At 67.5% G+C, this 26459-nt stretch carries 23 protein-coding genes and 1 rRNA gene; 17 read left to right on the top strand and 7 right to left on the bottom strand.

Going from position 1 to position 26459, the window contains the following annotated elements; translation table 11 throughout:
• Positions 1-11 precede the first annotated feature (11 nt).
• A complete protein-coding gene (locus BLQ76_RS11890; RefSeq protein ID WP_090673412.1) occupies positions 12-884 on the bottom strand; it encodes a class I SAM-dependent methyltransferase in 873 nt (290 codons plus the stop codon).
• Positions 885-974: 90 nt separating this feature from the next.
• Between BLQ76_RS11890 and BLQ76_RS11885 the strand changes: the two genes are divergently transcribed.
• From BLQ76_RS11885 to BLQ76_RS11860, 6 genes are read left to right on the top strand one after another with little or no spacing between them, the layout of a single operon-like run.
• Positions 975-1739: a ComF family protein gene (locus BLQ76_RS11885; protein WP_090674086.1), complete on the top strand. Its 765-nt coding sequence runs from the start codon at positions 975-977 to the stop codon at positions 1737-1739.
• Positions 1740-1780: 41 nt separating this feature from the next.
• Positions 1781-2038 (top strand): glutaredoxin 3, encoded by a 258-nt coding sequence (grxC, locus tag BLQ76_RS11880; RefSeq protein ID WP_090673410.1) that lies wholly within the window; start codon positions 1781-1783, stop codon positions 2036-2038.
• A 12-nt stretch (positions 2039-2050) separates the two neighbouring features.
• Complete coding sequence (locus BLQ76_RS11875; RefSeq protein WP_090673408.1) at positions 2051-2905, top strand: carbon-nitrogen hydrolase family protein; 855 nt, start codon at positions 2051-2053, stop codon at positions 2903-2905.
• On the top strand, positions 2902-3351 hold the full coding sequence (locus BLQ76_RS11870; RefSeq protein WP_090673406.1) for a DUF1178 family protein: 450 nt from the start codon (positions 2902-2904) through the stop codon (positions 3349-3351). Before BLQ76_RS11875 ends, BLQ76_RS11870 begins: the two co-directional genes overlap by 4 nt.
• Before the next feature lie 10 nt (positions 3352-3361).
• A complete protein-coding gene (locus tag BLQ76_RS11865) occupies positions 3362-3652 on the top strand; it encodes a DUF1289 domain-containing protein (RefSeq protein ID WP_090673404.1) in 291 nt (96 codons plus the stop codon).
• Positions 3649-3933: a DUF1289 domain-containing protein gene (locus BLQ76_RS11860; protein ID WP_090673402.1), complete on the top strand. Its 285-nt coding sequence runs from the start codon at positions 3649-3651 to the stop codon at positions 3931-3933. The genes BLQ76_RS11865 and BLQ76_RS11860 overlap by 4 nt, the downstream gene beginning before the upstream one ends.
• A gap of 55 nt (positions 3934-3988) precedes the next feature.
• Here BLQ76_RS11860 and BLQ76_RS11855 read toward each other — a convergent pair whose 3' ends face one another.
• From BLQ76_RS11855 to ubiG, 3 genes are all read right to left on the bottom strand, one after another.
• Positions 3989-4471, bottom strand: a complete 483-nt coding sequence (locus BLQ76_RS11855) for a Dps family protein (RefSeq protein WP_090673401.1) — start codon at positions 4469-4471, stop codon at positions 3989-3991.
• 103 nt (positions 4472-4574) lie between these two features.
• Entirely contained in the window at positions 4575-5051 is a 477-nt protein-coding gene (locus tag BLQ76_RS11850) for a hypothetical protein (protein WP_090673399.1), read from the bottom strand.
• Positions 5052-5166: 115 nt separating this feature from the next.
• Positions 5167-5916: a bifunctional 2-polyprenyl-6-hydroxyphenol methylase/3-demethylubiquinol 3-O-methyltransferase UbiG gene (gene ubiG, locus BLQ76_RS11845; protein WP_090673398.1), complete on the bottom strand. Its 750-nt coding sequence runs from the start codon at positions 5914-5916 to the stop codon at positions 5167-5169.
• Positions 5917-6159: 243 nt separating this feature from the next.
• Between ubiG and BLQ76_RS11840 the strand changes: the two genes are divergently transcribed.
• The 5 genes from BLQ76_RS11840 to BLQ76_RS22365 all read left to right on the top strand — a co-directional run bounded on the left by BLQ76_RS11840 (position 6160) and on the right by BLQ76_RS22365 (position 13431).
• The gene (locus BLQ76_RS11840; protein WP_090673396.1) at positions 6160-7413 is read left to right on the top strand and encodes an aspartate kinase; all 1254 of its coding nucleotides are present in this window, start codon (positions 6160-6162) and stop codon (positions 7411-7413) included.
• Positions 7414-7504: 91 nt separating this feature from the next.
• Positions 7505-9772: a phosphoenolpyruvate--protein phosphotransferase gene (gene ptsP / locus BLQ76_RS11835; protein WP_090673394.1), complete on the top strand. Its 2268-nt coding sequence runs from the start codon at positions 7505-7507 to the stop codon at positions 9770-9772.
• Positions 9773-9821: 49 nt separating this feature from the next.
• Positions 9822-10901, top strand: a complete 1080-nt coding sequence (gene prfA / locus BLQ76_RS11830) for a peptide chain release factor 1 (protein ID WP_090673392.1) — start codon at positions 9822-9824, stop codon at positions 10899-10901.
• Between the two features lie 5 nt (positions 10902-10906).
• Positions 10907-11809, top strand: a complete 903-nt coding sequence (gene prmC / locus BLQ76_RS11825) for a peptide chain release factor N(5)-glutamine methyltransferase (protein WP_342028256.1) — start codon at positions 10907-10909, stop codon at positions 11807-11809.
• Between the two features lie 326 nt (positions 11810-12135).
• Complete coding sequence (locus BLQ76_RS22365) at positions 12136-13431, top strand: DUF4167 domain-containing protein (RefSeq protein ID WP_183193201.1); 1296 nt, start codon at positions 12136-12138, stop codon at positions 13429-13431.
• Positions 13432-13810: 379 nt separating this feature from the next.
• On the opposite strand, the gene BLQ76_RS11815 is transcribed toward BLQ76_RS22365, so the two are convergent.
• A complete protein-coding gene (locus BLQ76_RS11815; RefSeq protein ID WP_170842573.1) occupies positions 13811-15412 on the bottom strand; it encodes a methyl-accepting chemotaxis protein in 1602 nt (533 codons plus the stop codon).
• Between the two features lie 315 nt (positions 15413-15727).
• Here BLQ76_RS11815 and clpB point away from each other — a divergent pair, with 315 nt between their 5' ends.
• Positions 15728-18343, top strand: coding sequence for an ATP-dependent chaperone ClpB (clpB, locus tag BLQ76_RS11810; RefSeq protein WP_090673386.1), 2616 nt, complete (start codon positions 15728-15730; stop codon positions 18341-18343).
• Positions 18344-18421: 78 nt separating this feature from the next.
• On the opposite strand, the gene BLQ76_RS11805 is transcribed toward clpB, so the two are convergent.
• Positions 18422-18805 (bottom strand): PRC-barrel domain-containing protein, encoded by a 384-nt coding sequence (locus BLQ76_RS11805; protein ID WP_244493801.1) that lies wholly within the window; start codon positions 18803-18805, stop codon positions 18422-18424.
• A gap of 130 nt (positions 18806-18935) precedes the next feature.
• Here BLQ76_RS11805 and BLQ76_RS11800 point away from each other — a divergent pair, with 130 nt between their 5' ends.
• From BLQ76_RS11800 to mgrA, 4 genes are all read left to right on the top strand, one after another.
• Positions 18936-19781 carry an aldo/keto reductase gene (locus BLQ76_RS11800; protein ID WP_090673384.1) on the top strand — a complete coding sequence of 282 codons (846 nt, stop codon included), beginning with the start codon at positions 18936-18938 and terminating at the stop codon, positions 19779-19781.
• Between the two features lie 144 nt (positions 19782-19925).
• Positions 19926-21290, top strand: a complete 1365-nt coding sequence (locus tag BLQ76_RS11795; protein ID WP_090673382.1) for a L,D-transpeptidase — start codon at positions 19926-19928, stop codon at positions 21288-21290.
• A gap of 5 nt (positions 21291-21295) precedes the next feature.
• Complete coding sequence (locus BLQ76_RS11790; protein WP_090673380.1) at positions 21296-22246, top strand: extensin-like domain-containing protein; 951 nt, start codon at positions 21296-21298, stop codon at positions 22244-22246.
• A gap of 97 nt (positions 22247-22343) precedes the next feature.
• Positions 22344-23378 (top strand): L-glyceraldehyde 3-phosphate reductase, encoded by a 1035-nt coding sequence (gene mgrA / locus BLQ76_RS11785; protein ID WP_090673378.1) that lies wholly within the window; start codon positions 22344-22346, stop codon positions 23376-23378.
• Positions 23379-23417: 39 nt separating this feature from the next.
• Here mgrA and BLQ76_RS11780 read toward each other — a convergent pair whose 3' ends face one another.
• Positions 23418-25346, bottom strand: coding sequence for a M23 family metallopeptidase (locus tag BLQ76_RS11780; protein ID WP_090673376.1), 1929 nt, complete (start codon positions 25344-25346; stop codon positions 23418-23420).
• Between the two features lie 1047 nt (positions 25347-26393).
• Between BLQ76_RS11780 and BLQ76_RS11775 the strand changes: the two genes are divergently transcribed.
• Positions 26394-26459 (top strand): 16S ribosomal RNA (locus BLQ76_RS11775); the annotation flags it as partial.

Here is a 26459-nt window from a genome sequence, read left to right as displayed (position 1 = left end):
AACGCTCGCTCTCAGCCTCGTGGGCGTAACGCCTCCGCCAGGCTTGCCTTGGCGCTTCCCGGGCGCAGCGGCTTCTGCTGGCTGTCGTGCGGACGCCAGCCCGAAACGTAGATGACGTCGAAGGTCGCGCGGATCCGGCCGTCGGCGTCCGCGAAGCGCTCCGCGTAGAGCTCAGCCGCCCGCAGAAACAGCCGCCGCGAAGCCGGCTGCCGGGAGCGCGCATTGAGGACGCTGGTCATGCCCATGGCCTGGAGGTCGGCCATGAGTTCGAACATCGAACCGTAGCGAACCGTCAGGCGATCCTGGTCGATGACCGGCAGGGCGAAACCGGCCCGCTGGAGCAGGCTGCCGACGTCGCGCAGATCCGGGAAGGGCGAGACGCGAGGCGACGCACCGCCCGCGAGTTCGGCTTCCGCTGCCAGAAGCGTTGCGCGCAGTTCGTTCAGGGTCTCGCCGCCGAGAAGCGCGGCCAGGAACAGCCCATCCGGCCGAAGCGCCCGGCGTATCTGGACGAACACCCCCGGCGTGTCGTTCGTCAGATGGAGCGAGAGCGCCGATACGACGAGGTCGAGGCTCTCGTCGCGAAAGGGGAGGGCCTCCTCGTCGGCGACGACGCCGGTGGCACCGGACAGAAGCGCGGGGTCACTCTCGAGACGCACGAGGTGGCCGACCTGACCGCCCGCGACGAGGCGCGCGAACAACTCGCCACCCGATCCGCCAAGGTCCGCGCCCGTATCGAAGCGACGCTGGACCAGCGACAGACGCTCCGCGAGTTCCGCTGCGACGCTGCCCGCGAGGAAATCCGCGCCCGACACGCGGCGCCGCGCCGCGCGGCGACGGCGCGACACGAGAAGCGTCCGATCAAAGGGAGCCTGTTCAGCCATGGGATCCTGCGAGGGTCTGCTGGGGACGACCGCGGTCGGCCCCTTGTAGCTGCGATGCGAGGCGATATCGTCAAGACGACGGGAGCGTTCATGACGACGAGGCAAGAGAGAGGAGCGGTTCGGCAGCTTCGCCGGTTCGGCGATGCGTTGCTGTCGCTCGTGTATCCCCCGGTCTGTGCCGGATGCACAAGCGCGGTCTCGCGGTCGCCCGCCGTCTGCGCCGCGTGCTGGCGCGACCTGCGCTTTCTGGAGCGGCCGTTCTGTGAGGTGCTGGGGCTTCCGTTCGCGGTCGATCCGGGGGCGGGTCTGGTCTCGCCGGAGGCGATCGCGAACCCGCCCCCCTTCGCGCGGCTGCGCGGGACCGTTCTCTACCAGGGACTCGGCTCGCGTCTCGTCGCCTCGCTGAAATATGGCGACCGCACCGACCTCGTGCCCCTCATGGCTGGCTGGATGGGGCGGGCCGGCGCCGAACTTCTGGCCGAGGCCGATCTCGTGATGCCGGTTCCGCTTCACGCGCGGCGGCTGCTGCGCCGCCGGTTCAACCAGTCGGCCGAACTGGGGCGGCACCTCGCACGCACACACGGGCGCCGCTTCGAGCCGATGATGCTGCGCCGGGTGAGAGCCACGCGGTCGCAGGTGGGCCTTTCGGCTTCCGAGCGCGAGCGCAACCTGCGGGGTGCCTTCGTGCTCGACCCGCATCGCGTGGCGGATCTGAAGGGTCGACGCGTGCTTCTGGTGGACGACGTCTTCACCACGGGCGCGACGGTTTCGGCTGCTGCGCGCACGCTTCTCCGGGGAGGAGCCGCCGCGGTCGACGTTCTGGTGTTCGCAAGGGTTGCGGCGGGCGGGTCCTGACCGCATATCGTGTGCGATCGTTTCTCCGCCACGAGACCGCCATGCCTCCCGTCGTGATCTATACGCGTCCTGCCTGCGGCTACTGCAGCCATGCCAAGGCGCTTCTTCGCTCCAAGGGCGTCGAGTTCGAGGAAAAGGATGCCGGCGTCGACCCCAGCTTCCGAGGCGAGATGCTGGCGCGCGCCAACGGCCGGACGACGTTTCCGCAGATCTTCATCGGCGAGCGGCATGTCGGCGGTTGTGACGACCTCGTCGCGCTCGACCGCTCCGGCGGCCTCGATCCTCTCTTGGCTGCCTGAGGACCGAGCGCCATGGTCGCCTTCAAGGTCGCCGTCGTGCAGATGCGCTCGACCCCCGATCCCGTCCGCAACGCGCAAGACATGGAGCGGCTCGTGAGCGAGGCCGCGGAACGGGGTGCGACCTACGTCCAGACACCGGAGATGACCGGCATCCTGTCGCGGGACCGCGCCCATTTCCGGGCGTTGTTGCAGGACGAAGCGAACGATCCCGTCGTGGCCGCCGCCCGCGATCTGGCAAAGCGGCACGCCATCGTTCTGCATCTCGGTTCGACCGCGATCCGGGCGCCGGGCGGCATGGCGGCCAACCGGTCCTTTGTGTTTGGCCCCGACGGACGGCAGCTCGCCACCTACGACAAGATCCATATGTTCGATGTCGATCTCGACAACGGCGAGAGCTGGCGTGAGTCGGCGACCTACGTGCCGGGCGAGCGCGCCGGGCTCGTCGACATGCCGATCGGCTCCGATACCGTCCGGCTGGGCCTTGCGGTCTGCTACGACATGCGGTTCCCCGAACTCTTCCGCGCCCAGGCCTTGGCCGGAGCCGACATCCTGACGGCGCCGGCTGCGTTTACCCGCCAGACCGGCGAGGCGCACTGGCATGTCCTTCTTCGGGCGCGCGCCATCGAGAACAACGGCTTCGTGGTTGCGGCAGCCCAAGGAGGACGGCACGAGGATGGACGCGAGACCTTCGGCCATTCCATCGTGATCGACCCATGGGGCCGGATCCTCGCCGAGGTGAAGGGCGATGAGCCCGGGATCGCCGTGGCCGACATCGATACGGCGCAGGTGGCGAGCGTGCGCTCCAAGATCCCGAACCTGCGGAACCGGCGTCCGTTCGCCGAGCCCCGCGTGGAGACGGCGACGTGATCCGTTTTGCGCTTCGCTGCAACGAGGCGGGACACGCGTTCGAAGGCTGGTTCCGCTCCAACGAGGACTTCGACGCGCAGGCGGCGCGCGACCTCCTGTCGTGCCCGGTCTGCGGCTCGGCCAAGGTCGAGAAGGCTCTGATGCGCCCCGCTGTCGCGCATCGGGCCGAGCGCGAGGCTCCCGTGGCGCCGGTCGCCGCTCATGGCAACGGCGCTCCTCCCGAGTTCGTCGAGATGGTTCGCAAGATGCAGGATCTGGCCCGGAAGGTTCGGGCCGAGTCCGACTATGTCGGACGGGGATTTGCGGCGGAAGCGCGCCGGATTCATTACGGCGAGACGGAGGAGCGCCGCATCTACGGCGAGGCCTCGGGCGACGAGGTCCGCTCGCTCCTCGACGAGGGCATCACGGCGCTTCCGCTCCCGCCGCTGCCCGAAGACGCGAACTGACGGCGCTAGGATGGTGAAGACCTGGGCCAAGGCTCCCAGCCCCTGCATCGACGTGTGCAAGTTCCGCGACGCGGGACGTTGCATCGGCTGCTCGATGACCAAGGAGGAGAAGAAGCGTTTCAAGCGGCTCGACGGCAAGGCCGAGAAACGGGCCTTCTTTCTCGTCCTGATCGAGCGTCTGGAGGAGCGGGGACGACTCGACTACTGGACGCGCATGTATCGGCGCCGCTGCGAGCGCAAGGAGCGTCCCTGCGTTCTCGACAAGATCGATGCCGGAATGGGGCGCAAGGAGGCGGCATGAGCGTCTCGGACGAGATCTGGGCGCAGGCGCCCAGCCCCTGCGTCGATGTCTGCAAGTACAAGCGGGCGGGGCGCTGCGTCGGCTGCATGATGACGAAAGCCGAGAAGGACTCGTTTCCGCGATCCGGCAGCGGAGAAGCGAAGCGGCGCTTCTTCGACGCGTTGTTCGAGCGGCTGCGCTCGGAACACAAGAACCCGGCGTTCTGGGCGATCAGCTATCGCCGCAAGTGCGAGCGCGAAGGGGTGCCCTGTCCACTCGACGACGTGTCATCGGCCGACTGAACGAAAAAGGCCCGCCGGATCGCTCCGGCGGGCCGTTTCATGCGAGACGTCGCGCTTAGCTGGCGGTCGACTTGAGGTGGGCGCGCAGCATCCAGGCGAACTTGTCGTGCTTCTCGATGCGGTTCGTGGCCATATCGTTGGTCGCCCAGTCGCCGTGCTGCTCGGCGACCTGCGCCAGCGACGACAGCGTCGACGACAGGGTCTCCTGATCCTTCATCAGGACCTCGATCATCGTCTTGGCGTCGGTGCGGCCATCATGCTCCTCGACCGCCGAACGCTCGAGAAAGAGCGAGTAGCGGCCTTCCGCATGGGCGTCGAAGGCCTTGATGCGCTCGGCCAGGAAGTCCTGAGCCTCGAAGTGATCCTCGTAGATCTCCTGGAACAGCTCGTGCAGCGAGCCGAAGCTCATGCCGGTCACGTTCCAGTGGAAGTTCTGCGCCTTCATGGTCTCGACCGTGGTCTCGGCCAGCGCCTGGGTCAGACCGTTGACGATCTCTTCCTTGGCGGTCGGTTCGATCTTGGCGGCTACCAGTCCCATGGGATTTCCCTTCCGAATGGCGGGTACGCGCACGGCACACCCTCGTTTAGATTGATTCCAAACTAGCTCTGACCGAGGCGAAGTTCAAGAGTTTAGAACGCTTCTAAACTGTTTCCTCCAGCGCCGCCGCAATGCGGGCCGACAGGAACCGCATCCAGCGGCGCGCCTGCGGCCGCACGCGCCAGGATACGAGGGCGGCCGCCAGACGGTCCTCGCCCGCACGCCAGCTGTCGACGAGCCGCAGAAGCCACAACTCGTCGTCGCTCGCCGTGCGCGCGCCGGGGCGGTAGATCGTCATCTCCGACGAGGCGTTGTCGCACAAGCCACGAAAGAACGCCGTGGTCGTGCGCTCCAGAGACGCCGCCGGATCGCCGGCGAGGACGTAGCAGGCGGCTTCGAAGTCGGGCTTGGGCCGCAGTTGCGCACGCATCGCGAGCCAGCGCAGGCGGTCGAGGTCGAGGCGCTGGCGCTCGGTCAGCTGCTGGGAGGCCGCCAGCCGTCCTGCGGTCGGGCAGGACCGCGGGAACGCCAAGACCCGCGAGGCCTCGGGCTGGAAACGAATCGCGTGGGATGCCGGCATGCCTGATCCTCAAGTTGCCGGCCCCGGGCGCACGAGGCGCAGGCCAGCAAAACATGACTGCGTTCTGAAGCATTCCCTATCAGGCAGGGACGCGCACCGAAAGGGGGCGATGCGATCAGACGATGCGGCGGAACAGCATCATGTAGTTGATGTCCGTGTCGCGCGACAAACGCCACTCGTCGGCCAGCGGATGATAAACGACGCCCTGCCGCTCGAGCTCCTCGAGACCCTCGTGGGTCACCGGCCCCGCGATCTCCTCGGGCCGCACGAGCTTCTCGTATTCATGCGTTCCGCGCGGCAGCCAGCGCAGCACCACCTCGGCACCGAATATCGCGAAGAGCTGGGCCTTGCGCGTGCGATTGATCGTGGCGACGAGAAGCAGGCCGCCGGGCTTCACCATGCGCGCGGCCGAGCGCAGGAACAGATCGACGTCGGAGACGTGTTCCACGACCTCCAGCGCTAGCACCACATCGAAGCGCTCGCCGGCGCGCTCCAGCGCCTCGGCGGTCTCGGCCCGGTAGTCGACCGAGACGCCGCTCTGCGCGGCATGGAGCTTGGCGACCTCGATGTTGGTCGTGGCCGCATCGACGCCCACCACATCGGCACCGAGCCGGGCCAGGGGCTCGGCGATCAACCCGCCGCCGCACCCGATGTCGACGATGCGCAGGCCCCTGAAGGGTTCGAGCGAGCGCATGTCGCAACCGAAGTTCAGCGACACCTGCTCGCGGATGTAGCCGAGGCGGACCGGATTGAACTTGTGGAGCGGCTTGAACTTGCCGGTCGGGTTCCACCATTCGGCGGCCAGCCGGGAAAAGCGGTCCACCTCGCCGGCATCCACCGTCGTGCGCTCTGCCGCTGGGGTCATCGTCGTCTTCCCTGAAAGCTCGGGCCCGGCTCGGGCGGTGAAGGCGGGATGTTTGCACCGAGGCCTCCAAGTCAAGCCGCGCGACCCTTTGCCTTGCGCTGTTCGCCCCGTTCCGTTAACTCGGCGCGCCCGCTGCGGGCATCCTCCGGATCATTCCAGGCTTTGCCGCGAGCGCACCGGAGCCGCGCGGCATCGACGAATCATGGGCGGCCGTCTCCCGCGGCCCCGGCAGGCTGGATCCGAATGGCGCGTCTCGTTCTGAAATTCGGCGGCACGTCCGTCGCCGACATCAACCGCATCCGGAACGTCGCGCGGCACGTCAAGCGCGAGGTCGATGCCGGCCATCAGGTCGCCGTCGTGGTGTCGGCCATGAGCGGCAAGACCAACGAGCTTGTCGCCTGGTGTACCGAAGCCTCGCCGATGCACGACGCGCGCGAGTACGATGCCGTGGTCGCGAGCGGTGAGCAGGTCACGGCCGGGCTCCTGGCGATCGTGCTCCAGGGCATGGGCATCAACGCCCGGTCCTGGGCCGGCTGGCAGATCCCGATCCGCACCGACGGTCAGCACGGCGCGGCACGCATCCAGGAGATCGAGGGCTCCGAGCTTGTGCGACGCTTCGGCGACGGGCAGGTGGCCGTGATCGCCGGCTTTCAGGGCATCGCGCCCGACAACCGGATCGCCACGCTCGGGCGCGGCGGCTCCGATACCTCGGCCGTCGCGGTCGCCGCGGCCCTTAAGGCAGACCGCTGCGACATCTACACGGACGTCGACGGCGTCTACACCACCGACCCGCGCATCGAGCCCAAGGCCCGGCGCATGAACCGCATCGCCTTCGAGGAGATGCTCGAGATGGCCTCGCTCGGCGCCAAGGTCCTTCAGGTCCGCTCGGTCGAGCTCGCCATGGTCCACAAGGTGCGCACCTTCGTGCGCTCGTCCTTCGAGGACCCCGACGCGCCGGGCATGGGCGACTTCCTGAACCCGCCGGGCACACTCATTTGCGACGAGGATGAAATCGTGGAACAGCAGGTCGTCACCGGCATCGCCTATGCCAAGGACGAGGCGCAGATCTCGCTGCGCCGCGTCGCCGATCGCCCGGGCGTTGCGGGCGCCATCTTCGGACCGCTGGCGGATGCCGGCGTCAACGTCGACATGATCGTCCAGAACATCTCCGAGGACGGCACGCGCACCGACATGACCTTCACGGTGCCCGTCGGCGACCTGCGCAAGGCGACGGGCGTGCTCGAGGCCGCCAAGGACGAGATGGGCTTCGACGTGGTGCAGGCCGAGCAGGGGCTCGCCAAGGTCTCGGTGATCGGCGTCGGCATGCGCTCGCACACGGGCGTGGCGGCCACCGCCTTCAAGGCGCTCGCCGCGCGCGGCATCAACATCCGGGCCATCACCACGTCGGAGATCAAGATCTCGATCCTGATCGATGCCGAGTACACCGAACTCGCCGTGCGGAGCTTGCATTCCGTCTACGGTCTCGACAAAGCTTGAGGATGGAAGGGCGGGCGCGGGGGCGCCGGCCGCTTCCATGCCCGCCCCGACGTTCTTTCGGGGCGCTTCTTTTCGCGGCGGGACGTCTCTGATGCGAAGCGACTCATCGGGACCGCGCATTCTCATGCGCCGGATCAGGGAGCTGATGGCCGAGCCGCTGGAGCCCCAGGCCCGGCTCGACGAGATCGTTCGCCAGATCGCCGCCAACATGATCGCCGAGGTCTGCTCGCTCTACGTGCTGCGGGCCGACGGCGTCTTGGAACTCTACGCGACGCAGGGCTTGAACCCCGGCTCGGTTCACCTCGCCCAGTTGCGTCTCGGCGAGGGTCTCGTCGGCACGATCGCGGCGACCGCCCGCGCGCTGAACCTTCAGGACGCGCAGAAGCATCCCGCCTTCACCTACCTGCCGGAAACGGGCGAGGAGATCTTCCAGAGCTTCCTCGGCGTGCCGATCCTACGGGCCGGCCGCACGCTCGGCGTGCTCGTCGTCCAGAACAAGGAGCGGCGCGTCTACCGCGACGAGGAGATCGAGGCGCTGGAAACGGTCGCCATGGTCGTGGCCGAGATGATCGCCGCCGGAAGCCTGGCCGGTCTCTCGCGGCCCGGCGTCGTTCTCGACCTGTCCCGTCCCGTCCATTTCGACGGGCTGGCGCTCGCGGACGGCATCGGGCTCGGCTATGTCGTGCTGCACGAGCCGCGCGTCGTCGTCACCAACCTCTTCAACGAGGACGCCGAGGCCGAGACCGCCCGGCTCGAAAAGGCGGTGTCGAGCCTGCGGATCTCGATCGAGGACATGCTGCAGCGGCGCGACATCGCGGCCGAGGGCGAACACCGCGCCGTGCTCGAAGCCTATCGCATGTTCGCCTACGACCGTGGCTGGGTGCGCCGGCTCGAGGAAGCCGTCCAGAACGGTCTGACTGCGGAGGCTGCGGTCGAGAAGGTGCAGAACGACATGCGCGCGCGCATGATGCACATGACCGACCCGTTTCTGCGCGAGCGGCTGCACGATTTCGACGATCTCGCCAACCGTCTTTTGCGGGAGCTGATGGGGCGCGGCGGCGACCCGATCGGCGCCGACAGTGCCGGCGACGCCATCATCGTGGCGCGTTCCATGGGCGCCGCGGATTTGCTCGACTACCGGCGCGACCAGATCCGCGGTCTCGTTCTGGAGGAGGGCGCGCAGACGAGCCACGTCGTGATCGTCGCGCGGGCGCTCGGCATTCCCGTGGTCGGTCAGGCCAAGGGCGCCGTGTCCATGGCGGAGAAGGGCGACGCCATCATTGTCGACGGCGAGGAGGGCAGCGTTCACCTGCGACCGCCATCCGACGTCGAGCGCGTCTTCGCCGAGCGCGTCCAGTTCCGCGCCCGGCGTCAGGAGCGCTATCGCGCGCTGCGCGACGTTCCCGCCCGCACGCGCGACGGGCAGGACGTCGACCTCCTGATGAACGCGGGCCTTCTCGTGGATCTGCCGCAGCTCGGCGAGGCGGGGGCCGCCGGCATCGGCCTGTTCCGCACCGAGCTGCAGTTCATGATCGCCTCGACGATGCCGAAGACCAGCGAGCAGGAGAGGCTCTACGCCGCCGTGCTCGACGCGGCGGACGGGCGTCCGGTGACGTTCCGAACCCTCGACATCGGCGGCGACAAGGTGCTGCCCTACCTCCACCAGAGCCCGGAAGAGAACCCGGCGCTCGGCTACCGCGCGCTGCGTCTGGCGCTCGACCGGCCGGGCCTCATGCGAACGCAGCTTCGCGCGCTCCTGAAGGCGGCGGCCGGCCGCGAGTTGCGCGTCATGTTCCCGATGGTCACCGACCTCGACGAGCTGCGCAAGGCGCGCGACCTCATCAGTCGCGAGTTCAAGCACCTGACGCGCTTCGCGCACGTCATGCCGCGCCGACTGAAGCTCGGTGCGATGATCGAGGTGCCCTCGCTGCTCTTCCAGCTCGACGAGCTGATGCAGCTGGTCGACTTCGTGTCGGTCGGCTCCAACGATCTGTTCCAGTTCTTTTCAGCCGTCGATCGGGGCAACGCGCAGATTTCGGGTCGCTTCGACGATCTCTCGACCCCGTTCATGCGCGCGCTCAAGGACATTCTCGACGCGGGGGCGCGCAACTCGGTGTCCGTCACGCTCTGCGGCGAGATGGCGGGGCGACCGATCTCCGCCATGGCGTTGATCGGGCTCGGCTTCCGGTCCATATCCATGACCTCGTCGGCGATCGGGCCCGTGAAGGCGATGCTTCTGGATCTCGATGCCGGCGAGCTTCATCGCACCGTGATGGCGCATCTCGCCGATCGCCATCCGCGACAGACCTTCCGGCAGGTTCTGGAGGAGTTCGCCGAGCGTCACGCGATCACGCTCTAGCGGCTTGCCGTCCAGACCGCTGCGCATTCCCGAGAAAGCTTCGCCTCGCATGGCCATCCTTCCCGCCGAAACGATGAACGAGATCCTCCGGCGCACCGACCAGATCCATGCGGAGATGGCGTCCGGCCCCGATCACGAAACCTATGCGAGGCTCGCAGCCGAGTACGCGTCCTTGGAGGACGTCGCGGGCGCGATCCGGCGCTATCATGCGGCCGAAGCCGAGATCGCGGGTCTGCGCGAGATCCTGGCCGATCCCTCGAGCGACCGCGAGATGCGGGACATGGCGGCGAGCGAGCTGTCCGAGCTCGAGGCGCGTCACGAGGCGCTGTCGCGCGAGGTTCTCGTCCTGCTTCTGCCCAAGGATGCCGCCGACGCCAAGGGCGCGATTCTCGAGATCCGCGCGGGAACCGGCGGTTCGGAGGCTGGCCTGTTCGCGGGCGACCTGTTCCGCATGTACCAACGCTACGCCGAGGGGCGGGGCTGGCGCGTCGAGGTGCTGGAGGCGTCGGAAGGAGAGGTCGGCGGCTATCGCGAGGTCGTGGCGTCGGTGAAGGGAGCCGGTGTCTTCTCGCGCCTGAAGTTCGAGTCGGGCGTCCACCGCGTCCAGCGCGTGCCCGCCACCGAGGCGCAGGGGCGCATCCATACCTCGGCCGCCACCGTCGCGGTGCTGCCCGAGGCCGAGGAGATCGACATCGCCATCCGCCCCGAGGACATCCGCATCGACACGATGCGCTCGTCGGGCGCCGGCGGCCAGCACGTCAACACGACCGATTCCGCCGTGCGCATCACGCACCTGCCCACCGGCATCGTGGTGACGTCCTCCGAAAAGTCGCAGCACCAGAATCGGGCTCGCGCCATGCAGGTGCTGCGCGCCCGCTTGTTCGACATGGAGCGCGCCCAGGCCGACGCCGAGCGTTCCGCCGACCGACGCGCGCAGATCGGCTCGGGCGATCGGTCCGAGCGCATCCGCACCTACAACTTCCCGCAGGGGCGCGTCACCGACCACCGCATCAATCTGACGCTCTACAAGCTCGACCGCGTGATCGAGGGCGACATGGACGAGCTCGTCGAGGCGCTGGTCGCCGACGATCAGGCGACGCGCCTCGCTTCGATGGGAGCGGCCGCCTGATCGGCGTGGCGGTGACGCTCGCAGAGGCGTTGCGCGGCGCGCGCGCCCGCCTACGCGAAGCGGGCCTGCCGGAAGCCGATCTCGATGCGCGCCTTCTGCTCGGCTGGGCGTGCGAGCTCGACGCGACCGGTCTCTTCCTGCGCGAGCGCGACGTGATCGAGCCAGCCGCCGCCGCGCGCTTGGAGGCTGCGTTGGCGCGGCGCGCGGCGGGCGAGCCCGCCCATCGCATCATCGGCCGCCGTGCCTTCTTCGATCATGAGTTCGAGCTCTCGCGGGAGACGCTGGAACCCAGACCCGATACCGAGACGCTCGTGCATCTGGCGTCTCGTGCGCTGTCCGAGAGACCGGTCGCGCCCCGGTTCGCCGATGTCGGTACCGGCACGGGGGTTCTTGCGGTATCGCTGCTGGCCCTTCATCCGGGTGCTTTCTGCGTGGCCACGGATCTGTCGGAAGGCGCGCTCGCGACCGCCCGGCATAACGCGCGTGCGGCCCGTGTCGCCGATCGCTTCCTGGCGCTGCGCGCCGACTTTCTGACCTGCTTTGCCCCGATGAGCCTCGACTTCGTCGTGTCGAATCCACCGTACATTCCGACCGGCGACCTGCCGTCGCTCTCGCGTGAGGTCCGCGAACACGATCCACTTCTGGCGCTCGACGGTGGTCTGGACGGTCTCGCCGCCTATCGCGCGATCATCGGCGAAGCGGCGCGTGTCCTGACGCCGTCGGGAGACATACTGGTCGAGATCGGCATAGGACAGGCGGAGGACGTGGCGGCGATCGGCCAGTCCCATGGCTTCGGTCTGGTTGCGGCCGAGGCCGACCTTGGCGGCATCGTCCGCGCGCTGCGCCTCTCCAGAACGGCACATGAAAGCCACAAACACGGGGAAAACCGCACGCAAACCATCGGTTGAGGCGACTGCCCCTTGTGGTGGGGCGGCGAACTCACTACACCACTGCCATCGGGCGGAAAGTCGAGGGAGCGGACTCCCGAGCCCGAAGTCTGCCGATGGTCTAGCCGGACACGCGAGACGAGGCAGCCGAACCTTCCGCCTTCTCCGATGCGACGGCGACCGGAAACGCCACGACGGACCACCACCTTCTACGACGAGTTCGGACGCCGGATCGAACGGATCCCTCCGGCCAAGCTCGCGGCGGAGTAACGAAGCGCAGCCTGACCGCTGCCGCCATGAAGGCCCCAACCGGCGAAAGGCCGGATGATCCAGAAGACAGGAAGAGCATGAGGCCAGGACAGCAGCAGAACAAGCGCATGCGCGGCCGCGGCGGACGCAAGGGTCCCAACCCGCTTTCGCGCTCGTTTGAGTCGAACGGTCCGGACGTCAAGATTCGCGGCACGGCCCAGCACATCGCCGACAAGTACACGACGCTGGCGCGCGATGCTGCCGCTTCGGGCGACCGGATCATGGCGGAGAACTATCTCCAGCATGCCGAGCACTACGGCCGCATCGTCGCCGCCGCGCAGGGCCAATACCTGCCGCCCCAGGTCGAACGCGACTTCGGCGACGAAGACGAGATGGACGGCGAGGAGACGGCCGGCGAGTTCGCCCCGCCCGCTCAGAACGATCGCCAGCCCTACAACGAGCGTCCGAACTACCAGGAGCGGCAGCCCTATCGCGACAACAACGGGCGCGACGGCGGTCAGAACCGCGAGCACGGCCAGCATCGCGAGAACGGTCCGCGCGACTACAACCGCGACGGACAGGGCCAGCGCGACGGCCAGAACCGCGACCAGAACCGTTTCGATCGCAACGATCGAGGCGACCGGAACGATCGGCGCGATCGCAACGATCGCCCCTTCCGCGACCGCAACGATCGCAACGATCGCCAACCCTACGGCGATCGGCAGAACGGCGGCGAGCGTCCGGCCTATGCGGACCGGCCTCAGGGTGGCGAGCCGAACCGGGGCGAGGAGCGCGGCGAGCGCGTCCAGGCGGCCGGCACCGGACCGCAGCCCGAGGTGGCGGAAGGCGGCGAGGCGAACCGCTTCGAGCAGCGTCGCGAGCACCGCCGCGACCGGCAGCGTTTCCAGGACCGCAGCGGCGAGCGCCGCTTCGAGGAGCGCTTCGGGCGCGGTCCCGCCGAGGGTCAGCGCGAGGAAGCGTCCGCCGCTCAGTCCGACAGCGAAGCACCTCCTTCCGCCGCTCCCGAGCCGACCGTAGCGGAGGCGCCGTCTGCTCCCGTGGCTTCGACCGAATCTGTCGGGACCGCTACGCCCGTCGAGTCGACGACGGATACCGCGGAGACGACGGAAAGCGCCGAGCCGCGTCGCCGCGCCCGCCCGCGCCGCGAGCGGGCCGCCGCGCCCGCACCTGGCGACGTCGGCTCCGAAGCGCCCGCGGCGGCTGCCGACAGCGCTCCCGCGGACAACGCACCTGCAGCGCCTGAGGCTGAAGCGGCTCCGGCGAAGCGTCGTCCCGGTCGCCCTCGCAAGAAGAAGGGCGAGACCGAAGGCGGCGAGGGCGAAGGCGAAGGGGACGGGCACCTTCCGGCCTTCCTCCTGGCCTCGAACGGCTAGCCGAGCGACATCCCATCTGACGTTTCGATAGGCGAAGGCCCGGCGGACACCCCGCCGGGCCTTTATCGTTGATACCCCGGTCGGTGGTTGCGGACGGCAGACCGAACGCGCCCCGTCGTGAACTCACGGGTCCGAGTCGACGGCGTGACACGTGACGTCGCCATTTGAAGACTGGCTCGCCCCCCACCAACCCATGGTGCGAGCTACGTGCCGTCACGTTGTCCTGGAAAGGCGTGATCTGAGAGACGATCGGATCGGAACCCAACGTCCGAACCTTCTGGCCTGTCGCAAATCCGGTGGTTCCGCGTCCGGCGAACAAGCGAAAGCCCCGATCGATAGCATCCACCGGGGCTTGCAAGGGCGATTGACCGGCGTCGGATCAGGCGGCGCGTCGCAGCGTCGGCTTGAGCGTCCCGGCCGCTGCGGGCCGTTCGAGCGGTCGCGCCGCCGGTGCATCGCTTTCCACATCCGTCTCGCCCGTCGTGCCGAGTTCCGACAAGCGGAAGAAGCCGGCCTGGGCCTCCAGACGCTCCGCTTCGCCGGACAGGTTTTCGGCCGTTGCGGACATGGCGTTGGCGGCGCCCGCGTTGGTTTGCGTGACCTGATCGAGCTGGACGATGGCCTGGTTGATCTGCTCGATTCCCACCGCCTGCTCGCGGCAAGCCGCCGAGATCTCCGACACGAGTTCGGCCGTACGGCGGATGTCGGGCAGAAGGGTCTCGAACAAGCGACCGGCGTCTGCGGAGATCTTGAGCGTCTCGCCGGACAGGTCGCCGATCTCCTGCGCCGCCTGTGCGGAGCGCTCGGCAAGCTTGCGCACCTCGGAGGCGACCACGGCAAATCCCTTGCCGTGCGATCCGGCGCGGGCCGCCTCGATCGCGGCGTTCAGCGCGAGAAGATCGGTCTGGCGGGCGATCTCCTGCACGACGTTGATGCGCTCGGCGATCTGGTTCATCGCCCGCACCGACCCGGCGACGGCCTCCGCGGACAGGGTGGCGGCTTCGGATGCCTTGGCGGCCACGCGTTCCGTCTGCGAGGCATTGTCGGCGTTCTGGCGCACGTTGGCGGTCATCTGCTCGACGGCGGCGGAAGCTTCTTCCGAAGCCGCGGCCTGTTCGGTCGAGCCGGACGAGAGCTGAACCGCGGCGCTCGACGACTCCAGTGCGCCGGAGGTGACGAGACGCGACGAGGCGCGCACTTCGGACACGACGTGGCGCAGGTTCTGCGCCATCTCGGACATGGCGGCCTGCAGCTCGCCGATCTCGTCACCGCGCTTGGAAACCGAAGCAACCGCGGTCAGGTCGCCCGTGCCCACCGCCTTCGCCGTCGTGACGACCTCGCGCAGCGGACGGACGATGCCGCGCGTGGTCCACCAGGCGCCCAGCGTCACGAGAAGCGCCGCCGTCGCGACAAACGCGAGCATGGCGATCACCTGTTCCCGCACCTCCGCCACGATGTCGTCGGTGTAGACGCCGCTCGCGACGATCCAGTCCCACTCGGGCAGATAGGTCGAGTAGGACAGCTTCGACACGAGCGCGTCCTCGCCGATGCGGGTGGTCGCATACTGCGTGAAACCGCCACCGTCCTTGGCGCGTGTGATCATCTCCTGCGTCAGTTTCACGCCGTTGGGATCGGTCTTCTCCCAGACGTTCTGACCTTCCTCCGCCGCCTTGTAGTAGACTTGGCGAACGCCGGCGGAGTTATAGACGAACACGTAATCCGACCCGTTGTAGCGCATGGCTCGGATGGCCTCGCGAGCCTGCGCCTTTGCGTCCTCGGCGGAGAGCGCGCCGGCTTCGACGCGGGCTTGCAAGGCCTTGGCGATCGCAACCGAGCTGTCGACCTGAGATTGCACGAGGGCTTGGCGGTCCCGCCACATCTGGCTGCTGATCGTCGTCAACCCGAAGATTGCGACGCCGGCCAGAACCAGAAGGGCGAAGGTCGTAAGAAGCGTCAGCTTACGGCCGATGGTCAGACGCATGTGGAAGATCCCGCATTCGGATGGTCTGGCGCTTCGAGCGCCCGGGACCCCACAAAGCCCTGTCTGCCTTAATATTCCGGGCAGGGGATGGCGCGCGGACATGCGCCTTGAGGCGTCTCCAGCGCCTTTCGGATCCCATGGTTGACGCTTCTCAAACGGGCGACGCGTCGACGCGACGATGGCGGGCGCGACCTCTTCAACACCCTCAAAGCGCTTCCCATATGGAACGCAGCGGCTGGCCGACCGGCAGCCGACTCCCAATCTTTGGATCCTATGCCGCCGATGCGGGTGGGGTGCCGAAAGGAGACCGAATACATGGATATGGAACGCTATACGGAGCGGGTTCGCGGCTTCATCCAGGCGGCGCAGACGCTCGCGCTCTCGCGCGACCACCAGCAGTTTTTGCCCGAACACCTTTTGAAGGTCCTCGTCGACGACAACGAGGGTCTGGCTTCGGGCCTGATCGACCGCGCGGGTGGCCGCTCGGCGGACGTGCGCCTCGGCGTCGAGGCGGCGCTCGATGCGCTGCCGCGCGTCTCGGGCGGCAACGGGCAGATCTACCTGGCGGCCCCGACCGCCAAGGTCTTCGCGACCGCCGAGGACATCGCCAAGAAGGCCGGCGACAGCTTCGTCACGGTGGAGCGCATGCTGCTGGCGCTGGCGCTGGAGAAGAGCGCCAAGACCGCCGACATCCTGGCGCGGGCCGGCGTGACGCCCCAGTCGCTGAACACGGCGATCGAGTCCCTGCGCAAGGGCCGCACGGCCGACTCGGCCTCGGCGGAGCAGGGTTACGACGCGCTGAAGAAGTATGCCCGCGACCTCACCAAGGACGCGCGCGAGGGTCGTCTCGACCCGGTGATCGGGCGCGACGACGAGATCCGCCGCACGATCCAGGTCCTGTCGCGGCGCACCAAGAACAACCCCGTGCTGATCGGTGAGCCCGGCGTCGGCAAGACCGCGATCGCGGAAGGTCTGAGCTTGCGTCTCGTCAACGGCGACGTTCCCGAGTCCCTGAAGGACAAGCAGCTGATGGCGCTCGACATGGGCGCCCTCATCGCGGGTGCGAAGTACCGTGGCGAGTTCGAGGAGCGCCTCAAGGCGGTTCTGGCTGAGGTGACGGCGGCCGAGGGTGGCATCATCCTCTTCATCGACGAGATGCACACGCTGGTGGGCGCGGGCAAGGCGGACGGGGCGATGGATGCCTCCAACCTCCTGAAGCCGGCGCTCGCGCGCGGTGAGCTGCACTGCGTCGGCGCGACCACGCTCGACGAGTACCGCAAGCATGTCGAGAAGGACCCCGCGCTGGCTCGGCGCTTCCAGCCGGTCTTCGTGTCGGAGCCCACCGTCGAGGACACGATCTCGATCCTGCGCGGGCTGAAGGAGAAGTACGAGCAGCACCACAAGGTGCGCATCTCCGACTCCGCCCTCGTGGCCGCCGCGCAGCTGTCGAACCGCTACATCACCGACCGCTTCCTGCCCGACAAGGCGATCGACCTCGTGGACGAGGGCGCTGCGCGCCTTCGCATGGCCGTCGACTCCAAGCCGGAGGCGCTGGACGAGATCGACCGGCGCGTCGTGCAGCTCAAGATCGAGCGCGAGGCTCTGAAGAAGGAGCACGACGACGGCGCGCGCTCGCGTCTCGAGCGCCTGGAGGCGGAGCTTGCCAACCTCGAGGAGGAGAGCGATCGCCTCACCACCTCCTGGCAGGCCGAGAAGCGCAAGCTCGGGCAGGCAGCCGATCTCAAGAAGAGCCTCGACGAGGCGCGCAACGAGCTCGCCATCGCCCAGCGCAAAGGCGAGTTCCAGCGGGCCGGCGAACTCGCCTATGGCGAGATCCCGCGTCTGGAGCGTGAGCTGGCCGAGGCCGAGAGCACGGAGAACCGCGGCTCGATGGTCGAGGAGACCGTGACGGCCGACCATGTGGCGCAGGTCGTCTCGCGCTGGACGGGCATCCCGGTGGATCGGATGATGCAGGGCGAGCGCGAAAAGCTCCTGCGCATGGAGGACGTGATCGGGGCGCGGGTCGTCGGGCAGGGCGAGGCGGTTCAGGCCGTGAGCCGTGCGGTGCGCCGCGCGCGCGCCGGGCTGCAGGACCCCAACCGTCCGATCGGCTCCTTCATCTTCCTCGGCCCGACGGGCGTCGGCAAGACGGAGCTGACCAAGGCGCTGGCGACCTTCCTCTTCGACGAGGAGACGGCGATGGTGCGCATCGACATGTCGGAATACATGGAGAAGCACTCCGTCGCCCGGCTGATCGGCGCACCTCCCGGCTATGTCGGCTACGAGGAGGGCGGCGCGTTGACGGAAGCGGTGCGGCGCCGGCCCTACCAGGTGATCCTGTTCGACGAGATCGAAAAGGCGCACCCGGACGTCTTCAACGTCCTCCTGCAGGTGCTCGACGACGGGCGGCTGACGGACGGGCAGGGGCGCACGGTCGACTTCCGCAACACGTTGATCGTGATGACCTCGAACCTCGGCGCCGAGTACCTGACGGCGCTTCCCGACGGGGCCGACGTCGAGACCGTGCGCGGCAACGTCATGGACGTCGTGCGCTCGGCCTTCCGGCCGGAGTTCCTGAACCGGGTGGACGAGATCATCCTCTTCCAGCGGCTGCACCGCTCGGAGATGGGCGCGATCGTCGATATCCAGATGGAGCGTCTCGAAAAGCTCCTGACGGATCGCAAGATCACGGTGGAGCTCGAGCCCTCGGCGCGCGAGTGGCTGGCCGACAAGGGTTACGACCCGGCCTACGGGGCCCGTCCGCTCAAGCGCGTCATCCAGCGCGAGGTGCAGGACCCGCTCGCCGAGAAGATCCTGCTCGGCGACGTGCGGGACGAGAGCCACGTGAAGGTGTCGGGCGGAACCGACCATTTGCGCTTCTTTGTGGTCGGCTCGAAGAGCGGTGCGGAGGGCGACCGGGTCGCCGCCTGACCCTCGCGGATCACCGTTCCACAAACGCGAAGGGGCGGCACCTCAGGTGCCGCCCCTTCTTCCTCTCCGGCAGCGTGGTCAGTAGGCCACGCCGTAGTAGTCGTTGACGCGCCGGCCGTAGTCGCTAGTCGCCCAGTCGGGCCGCGCATCGGCTCCGTAGCGCGGGGCGCTTTGCAGCTGGTCTATCGTGATGCCGACGACGTAGCCGCCCTGCCGCTCGTCGTACTTCAGCACCTCCCAGGGAAGGGGGTGGTATTCCTCGCCGATGCCGAGGAAGCCGCCGAAGCTCATGATGGCGTACTTCACGCGTCCGTCGCGCTTGCCGATCACGACATCGTAGATGTGGCCGAGATGATCGCCCTCGGTGTTGTAGACAGCCGTGCCGTTGACCCGGCTTGCCTCGATCGCGTCGGCGCCGACTTCGACCTCTCCGACCGGTCCGGTTCCCATGGTGGAAGACATGAGGATCCACTCCTGTTCTGCTTCGGGTTCCCGAGCAAAACGACGCGGCCCGCGAGCCGTTCCCCTTTCTCACCGGGCACGGTCACTTAGCTATCGGCGATACGAACAACGACTGGGGCGCGGAAACGTCATGACCGATCGTGGAACGGTGCGCTTTGGGGACGGGACGCAGGTGCCGAGCCTGGGCCAGGGCACCTGGATGATGGGCGAGCGGTCCTCGGAACGGGACAAAGAGGTCGAAGCGCTGCGCGCCGGCTTGGATCACGGGCTGCGCGTCATCGACACGGCCGAGATCTACGGCGATGGCGGATCCGAGGAGGTCGTGGGGCGTGCGATCAGCGGGCGACGCGACGAGGTCTTTCTGGTTTCGAAGGTCGCCCCGTCCCATGCCTCCCGGACGGGTACGCGGGAGGCCTGCGAAGCGAGTCTGCGCCGTCTCGCGACAGATCATCTCGACCTCTACCTGCTTCATTGGCGCGGTCGCCATCCATTGGCGGAGACCGTGGCGGGCCTGACCGATCTCGTGGAAGCCGGCCGTATCCGACGCTGGGGCGTGTCGAACTTCGATGTCGCCGACATGGAGGAACTCTGGCGCGTGCCGGGCGGGGACGCCTGCGCGGCCAACCAGATCCTCTACAATCTCGAGAGCCGAGGGCCCGAATTCGATTTGCTGCCGTGGCTCGACCAGCATGGCGTCGTTCCTATGGCCTATTCGCCGCTGGGACAGGGTGGCGATCTTCTGTCCCACGCGGCACTCGGCGAGGTCGCTGCGCGCAGGGGCGTCACGCCGGCTCAGGTCGCGCTCGCCTTCACGCTCGTCCGACCGAACGTCTTGTCGATACCCAAGGCCTCGACGCGCCGGCATGTCGACGAGAACGCGGCGGCCCAGGGTTTGGTATTGGGTTCCGAAGACCGGGCGGTTCTGGACCGCGCCTTTCCAGCTCCGACGCGCAAGCAGCCGCTGGAGATGATTTGAGCTCGCGGGTGTCCGAGAGAGAGTCTGCGGACATCTTCATGCCCGGTTCATTCACCAAGGCGTAACCATATGGAACGCAGAATCGTGACCCTGTCGCACCCTTCGGCGTTGACGGGGCACGCGCGAAACCGGAGGGGCGGGACGATGGCTGATGGAACGATGTGGAAGCGCCTGATCCTCGCGCTGCCCCTCGCGGTCGCGCCCGTCGCATCCGCCGGCGCACAGGGCTACGATCCGTACTACCAGGATTACGGGCCCGGAACCGAAAGCTTCGTCGACGACAACGGCAACATCGTCACGGTCGATGTTTACGGCCGCGTGATCGCGGTGGAGCGTCCTCGCGAGCGACGCGGTGCGGCGCGCAACGACGGCGATCCGCTCGTTCTGGAAGGACGGCGCGCCGACACCCCACCAGGGGGCGAATACGGTCTCCCGGGCGACGACTATCAGTTTGGCACCGATCCGTTCGATCAGCCGATCGCACGCCAGAGCCTCCCCGCACCTGGCGGCTTCCCGGATGGAACCACCACGGGATCGATCGAGACCGAACCGTTCCCCAGCGGCGATGGCAGCTACCAGCCATCGGTTCCCGCCACGCGCGAGGGAACCACGATCCCCGAGAACAACCCGGCCCCGAAGATCGCGGGCCCGCGCGGCAAGAACGCGAAGGCCGAGATCGCCGCCCTTCAGGTCATTCTCGATCGCTCCGGCGTCTCGCCGGGCGTGATCGACGGCCGCCTTGGTACCAATGTCGACAAGGCCGTCGCCGCTTATACGGAGATGACCGGCCGCACGATCGACACCACCAATCCGCAGGCTCTTCTCGAGGAACTCGACATCACCGGTGGGCCGGCGGTCACGAGCTACGAGATCACCAACGAGGACCTGAACGGTCCCTACGTCGCCTCGATCCCCGACGACTACGGGCACAAGGCCTTGCTGCCGGCCATGAGCTACACGCGTGTGACCGAGATGCTGGCCGAGCGGTTCCACATGGACGAGGAATACCTGAAGGAGATCAATCCGGGCGCCGACTTCGACCGACCCGGTACGATCCTCAAGGTCATGAACACCGGCACCAACGTGACCGGCGCGCAGATCACCCGCATCGTTGCCGACAAGGGTCGCGAGCAGGTCCGCGCCTACGACGCGACCGGCCATCTCGTGGTGGCGTATCCCTCCTCGATCGGGTCGACCTCGACGCCCTCGCCGTCGGGCACCGTGGAGGTCGCCCGCATCGCCTTCGACCCGAACTACACCTACAACCCGAAGCTCAACTTCAAGCAGGGTGAGAACGACAAGGTCCTGACCATCCCGCCCGGACCCAACGGACCGGTCGGCACGATCTGGATCGCCTTGTCGAAGCCGACCTACGGTATCCACGGCACGCCCGAGCCCTCCAAGATCGGCAAGACCAACAGCCACGGCTGCGTGCGCTTGACGAACTGGGACGCCACCGAGCTCGCTAAGCTGGTGACGCCGGGCGTAACCGTCGAGTTCGTGGAGTAGCCGCGATGCGGGGGCTGTGCGCGACGGTTGCCGCTCTTCTGTGCTGCGCGAGCCTGAGCGCCTTCGCGCAGGACGTTCCCGTTCCGAGCGCTCCGCCCGCCGACGCTTCCGTCACGGCGGGGGAGGGGGGCGGACAGGGCGACGCGGGCGTCACGCCAGGGCTTCCCGAAGCCGGACCCGTCCCGGAAGCTCGGCCGGAGCCGGTTCCCGGTGACGCAACCGGCGAGGCGCCGGCCCCGGCCGCCGTGCCTGGCCCTTCGCCGTCGGCTCCTGACGTCGATGCGGCCCCCGCTGCGGCCCCGGCGCCGGCCTATGTTTCGCCCGAGAAGGCGCGAACGACCCCCGAGCCCGGAGCACCCGAGACACCGCCGATCGAGGTGACACCGAGCGAAAGCGTGGAGGCGGCCGCCGCTGTCGAAGATGCCAAGGCCTGCGAAGACGAACTGCGCGCACGCGGTGCCCGCTTCGAGGTTCGCCCGACGATCTCGGACGGCGACTGCGGCGTCCTCCAGCCGGTCGAATTGACCAAGCTCAGCAACGGCGTGACGATTTCGGGAAAGACGCAGTTCCTGTGCCGGACGGCGCTCGCGCTCGACATCTGGGTCGCGGACGGCGTGGCGCCTGCGGCTGCCAAGGAGTTGGGCGGACGGACGGTCGCCAGCCTCGCCGATATCTCGACCTATCAATGCCGTGCGCGAGCGAGCGAGTCGCGCATCTCCGAGCATTCGCGCGGCAGCGCGATCGACATCGGGGCCATCACACTGTCGGACGACCATGTGATCCGCGTCGAGGCGCAGGCGCCCGGAAGCGCGGAGGACCGCTTCCTGGCCGACATCCGCCGCGCGGCCTGCGGACCGTTTCGCACCGTTCTTGGTCCCGGCACCGACAGCGATCACGGCACGCATCTCCACCTCGACATCGCGGCACGTACCAACGAGGCGACCTACTGCCGCTGACCGTGGTCGCGACCGGTCGCGTCGCTTTCGTCAGCGAGGCGATCCTCCTATAGGAGCCGTGCGGCCCGTGCCGCGCTCATGCCCCGGGAGAGATCGCTTGCCCTATACCGCCGCCGACCAACGCTACGCCGACATCGCCTACCGCCGCTGCGGGCGATCGGGCATCGACCTGCCGCCGATCTCGCTTGGGCTGTGGCAGAACTTCGGTGGGACCGACGTCTTCGAGACGGGCCGCGCCATCCTGCGCCGTGCCTTCGACCGAGGCGTCACGCATTTCGACCTCGCCAACAACTACGGTCCTCCCTACGGCTCGGCCGAGGAGAACTTCGGGCAGTGGATGGACCGCGACTTCCGGCCCTATCGCGACGAGCTCCTGATCTCGTCGAAGGCCGGCTACGACATGTGGCCCGGCCCCTACGGCAACTTCGGCTCGCGCAAGTACCTCGTCGCCAGCCTCGACCAGAGCCTCAAGCGGATGGGGCTCGACTACGTCGACATCTTCTACCACCACCGCCCCGACCCGCGCACGCCGCTCGAGGAGACGATGGGCGCCCTCGATCACATCGTACGCTCGGGCAAGGCGCTCTATGTCGGCGTCTCGTCCTACTCGCCGGAGCTCACGCGGCGCGCCCACTCCATCCTGACCGAGCTTGGCACGCCGCTCCTGATCCACCAGCCGTCCTATTCCATGCTCAATCGCTGGACCGAGGATGGTCTGCTCGACACGCTGACGGAACTCGGCGTCGGCTGCATCGCCTTCTCGCCGCTGGCGCAGGGACTCCTCTCCGACAAGTACCTGAAGGGCGTGCCGGGCGACTCCCGCGCGGCCCGCAACGGATCCTTCTCCTCGCGGCTCGTGACGCCCGACAACATCCAGCGCATCCAGGCGCTGAACGCCATGGCGCAGCGTCGCGGCCAGTCGCTGGCACAGATGGCGATTGCCTGGGTGCTGCGGAACGAGCGGGTGACGTCCGCCCTGATCGGCGCGCGCACCGTGGAACAGCTGGACAGCTCGCTTGATGCTCTCGGCAACACTGGCTTCAGCGACGACGAACTGAAGGAGGTCGATCGTTACGCCACCGAAGGCGGTATCGACCTGTGGCGCCAGCAGTCTGCAATCCAGCCTTCGTAAGGCTGCGCGTCTGCTCGTCCATGGAAACGGAGATGCGCGTCACCGGCCGGCGACGCGCATCTCGTCGATGCCGTCCTGCAGCAACTTGTCGATGCGCTGGCGCTCGGTCTTGAAGGCTTCCAGCACGTTGCCGCCGAGCTGGCGACCGTTCGGCAGACGAATGCGCATCGGATCGACGCGCGTGCCGTTGACGCTCACCTCGTAATGAAGATGGTTGCCGGTAGACAGGCCGGTGGACCCGACATAGCCGATGATCTGACCTTGGCGAACGCGGGCGCCTGGAACCACGCCCCTCACGATCTGACTTTGGTGCGAATAGCTCGTCTCGTAACCGTTCGGGTGCTTGATGACGGTTTGCTGGCCGTTGCCGGTCGACCAGCCGGCCCGCTCCACCACGCCGGCGCCGGAGGCCAGGATCGGCGTTCCGCGCGGGGCCGCCCAATCCACGCCCCAGTGCATTCGCGAGTAGCCGAGAATGGGATGGCGGCGGGAGCCGAAGGGTGACGAAAAGCGGCCCTTGGGAACGGGATTGCGCAGCAGAAACTGCCGCGCGCTCCGACCGTCCTCGTCGTAGTAATCGACCTGGTCGTCATCGGGCGTATGGAAGCGATAGTAGCGCTTGGTCGTATCCCCGAACTTCGCTTCGACGAACAGGATCTGGGAGTCGGCGCTCGGCGCGTTGGCGCCTTCCTTCATGGAATACAGCAGCGTCAGACGATCGCTCGGATCCAGCCGGGCCTGATAATCGACGTCGGGCGCCAGGATCCGGATGAGCTTTTGGCAAAGCCGATCGTCGAGACCGTAGGCGAGGGCCGCCTGATAGATGCCGTCGTAGACGGTCGGCATGTTCTGACGCAGCGGCGCTTCCGTCGCGTTCTCGTCAAACGCCTCGGCGACGGAATGGCTGAGAGCGGGCTCGGGGCCGACCGCGAAGCGATCCGTATCGGTCACGGCGACGGTCGCCAGATGGCGGGTGCCCCGATAGGCCGACAAACGAATGATGCGTGAACCGGCCGCATCGGGCGCCAGTCCCAGTCGCAGCACCTCACCGGCATCCAGCGTGTCGCGGCCAAGCGCGCTCGCCAAACTTTCGGACGCTGGTCCCACGCCGACGTGATCGGTCTCGCCGAGCGCCTTCACGATGGAACGGGTCTCCCGGAACGGGACGATCTCCTCGAAGTAGCGCGGGGTTCGCTCGGCAGCGGCCTCGGCCGGCGACAGGGAGACGTTCTCCTGCGTCACGCGAACCGCGGAACCGGGGACGTACTCGCGAAAGTCGGCCATGCTCTGGCCACCGAAGCGGGAAGGGTCGACCGGCTCGATTGCCGCGACCTGGACCGGTCGCGTGTCGAGGCGCGGCGCGGCGGCTCGGACGAGCAACTCCGCCTCGCGCGCGTCGATATCCGAGGCGTCGTCGAGCTTCGCCGCCTCGAACGCGAACGGCTCCATCGCAACGTCCACGTCGGCTTCCACCTTGGCGCCGTAGATCTGCGGCGTTTCGCGAACGGGCTCGGCTGTCTCGCCTTCTTCCGCGAAGACGTCCATCGCATCGAAGGTCGGGTAACTCTGCGTCGTCGGGTGACGGGCGCCGAGAAGCATCGACGCATAAGCGAAGGGAAGCGAGCGGATGACGTCGCGTCCGCCCTCGCGAACCATGGTCGAGACCTCGATTGTCGACCGGTTGCGGTCGATCGGGATCGGTGTGGCAAAGACCCGCTCGCCCTTCTCGGTCAGATCGTCGGACGCAACGGCGACCGGATCCACAAGCGCCGGGGAAACAAAGACACGGTCGCTGTCGTAGGCGGCCGATAGGGCGATGCCCATCATCGTCGTCGACGTGATGCCGGTCAGGAGCGTGCCCGCCAGCCAACGCAACGACACCTGCCTACGATCGGGACGACGGCGCCGATCGGCGACCAGGGCCGGGGCATCCCCGAAGTCCGGCTTGGCGTACCGCTCGTGGTTCATTCACATCCTGTCCGTTTGCTCCGTCTTCCTGCCGGAGTGGGGCGGGAGAACGGCGAACGGCCTCGACCGGCCATAAGCTAGAAAGGCTGTTACCACCGGGCAACAGGCATAGATGGGGAGGCCGATAGAGCGGACGGGTTCATGATATGTCAACCTTTGCACCGGGCTCGCCCACAGATGCCGGTCCCGAGACCTGCGTTAGGGGTCAGCTCCCGCGTTCGAGGACCCAATGAACTCTTTGCTGCCGAGCTTGCGCTCTATTGGTCCTGTCGGCTCGTTACGGATGCTTAACGCGCCCGGAGGTCGACGCCCGCTCCGGTCGATCCGAGGACGGATGCGATCGCGGTCCACTCCAAACGAACGGAAGAGAACGCGTATCACGCATCGCGAACCGCGTTGCGGAGGACTCATGCGGTCGCGCGAGACCGTTGCTCGATGCCGTCAGCAGATGGCGTTTATGCAGCCGCAACAGCCCCTTGCGGAGGCATACGACGATTTTTTGCATTTTCTTCCCCCGACCCGCTTGACCCGTCTGGGTGGTTCCCCCTATAAACCGCTCATCGACGACGGCGGTGGCGCCGGGGCGGACGGGACGAGGCACTGAGGTGCTGGTTTGGTTCGCCGGAAAGTTGAGCTGCGGGTTGGTTTCGGGAGTTTTCTTCCGGGGTTGGTCTGGCGGCTCGGTTTTGCGCCTTCTGCGTTTGGTGTCGGACGAGATCTGAGTGTTCCTGAGGGATGCTTGAGGGTTGTTGGCGCAAGCTGGTGATCCGGACGACGGGCTTTTTGGGTCTGGCGTGTTCTTTGACAACTGCATAATGTGAGAAGAAAGAGAGACGTGGACGGCGGTGTTGCGCTGAGGACGAGAAGGGCTGGCTTATCCTTTGCTGGCTTGGACGTCCGAGGAACGAGCCGGATCGGACACGTTTCGTGAGAGAAGAAGCTGATGGCTTTGGACCTGGTTGGGAGAGATCCTGTCTGGGTTTTGGGTTCATCAGAGCTTCGTCTTTTGCTTTGAGACAGTGTGACGGTCAGGCAAGCTCTTATATCAAACCTGAGAGTTTGATCCTGGCTCAGAACGAACGCTGGCGGCAGGCTTAACACATGCAAGTCGAA

Origin of the sequence: Aureimonas jatrophae (assembly GCF_900104035.1) — a bacterium.
In the GTDB taxonomy this organism is placed as follows: Bacteria; Pseudomonadota; Alphaproteobacteria; order Rhizobiales; family Rhizobiaceae; genus Aureimonas; species Aureimonas jatrophae.
The sequence above is the reverse complement of the archived record's forward strand: the minus strand, read 5'-3'. Positions and strand labels throughout refer to the sequence as shown.

Bases quoted from the DNA above. Each gene is read 5' to 3' on its own strand.
- BLQ76_RS11890 (WP_090673412.1), bottom strand. From the start codon at position 884: ATGGCTGAACAGGCTCCCTTTGATCGGACGCTTCTCGTGTCGCGCCGT.
- BLQ76_RS11885 (WP_090674086.1), top strand. From the start codon at position 975: ATGACGACGAGGCAAGAGAGAGGAGCGGTTCGGCAGCTTCGCCGGTTC.
- grxC (WP_090673410.1), top strand. From the start codon at position 1,781: ATGCCTCCCGTCGTGATCTATACGCGTCCTGCCTGCGGCTACTGCAGC.
- BLQ76_RS11875 (WP_090673408.1), top strand. From the start codon at position 2,051: ATGGTCGCCTTCAAGGTCGCCGTCGTGCAGATGCGCTCGACCCCCGAT.
- BLQ76_RS11865 (WP_090673404.1), top strand. From the start codon at position 3,362: ATGGTGAAGACCTGGGCCAAGGCTCCCAGCCCCTGCATCGACGTGTGC.
- BLQ76_RS11860 (WP_090673402.1), top strand. From the start codon at position 3,649: ATGAGCGTCTCGGACGAGATCTGGGCGCAGGCGCCCAGCCCCTGCGTC.
- BLQ76_RS11855 (WP_090673401.1), bottom strand. From the start codon at position 4,471: ATGGGACTGGTAGCCGCCAAGATCGAACCGACCGCCAAGGAAGAGATC.
- BLQ76_RS11850 (WP_090673399.1), bottom strand. From the start codon at position 5,051: ATGCCGGCATCCCACGCGATTCGTTTCCAGCCCGAGGCCTCGCGGGTC.
- ubiG (WP_090673398.1), bottom strand. From the start codon at position 5,916: ATGACCCCAGCGGCAGAGCGCACGACGGTGGATGCCGGCGAGGTGGAC.
- BLQ76_RS11840 (WP_090673396.1), top strand. From the start codon at position 6,160: ATGGCGCGTCTCGTTCTGAAATTCGGCGGCACGTCCGTCGCCGACATC.
- ptsP (WP_090673394.1), top strand. From the start codon at position 7,505: ATGCGAAGCGACTCATCGGGACCGCGCATTCTCATGCGCCGGATCAGG.
- prfA (WP_090673392.1), top strand. From the start codon at position 9,822: ATGGCCATCCTTCCCGCCGAAACGATGAACGAGATCCTCCGGCGCACC.
- BLQ76_RS22365 (WP_183193201.1), top strand. From the start codon at position 12,136: ATGAGGCCAGGACAGCAGCAGAACAAGCGCATGCGCGGCCGCGGCGGA.
- BLQ76_RS11815 (WP_170842573.1), bottom strand. From the start codon at position 15,412: ATGCGTCTGACCATCGGCCGTAAGCTGACGCTTCTTACGACCTTCGCC.
- clpB (WP_090673386.1), top strand. From the start codon at position 15,728: ATGGATATGGAACGCTATACGGAGCGGGTTCGCGGCTTCATCCAGGCG.
- BLQ76_RS11805 (WP_244493801.1), bottom strand. From the start codon at position 18,805: ATGTCTTCCACCATGGGAACCGGACCGGTCGGAGAGGTCGAAGTCGGC.
- BLQ76_RS11800 (WP_090673384.1), top strand. From the start codon at position 18,936: ATGACCGATCGTGGAACGGTGCGCTTTGGGGACGGGACGCAGGTGCCG.
- BLQ76_RS11795 (WP_090673382.1), top strand. From the start codon at position 19,926: ATGGCTGATGGAACGATGTGGAAGCGCCTGATCCTCGCGCTGCCCCTC.
- BLQ76_RS11790 (WP_090673380.1), top strand. From the start codon at position 21,296: ATGCGGGGGCTGTGCGCGACGGTTGCCGCTCTTCTGTGCTGCGCGAGC.
- BLQ76_RS11780 (WP_090673376.1), bottom strand. From the start codon at position 25,346: ATGAACCACGAGCGGTACGCCAAGCCGGACTTCGGGGATGCCCCGGCC.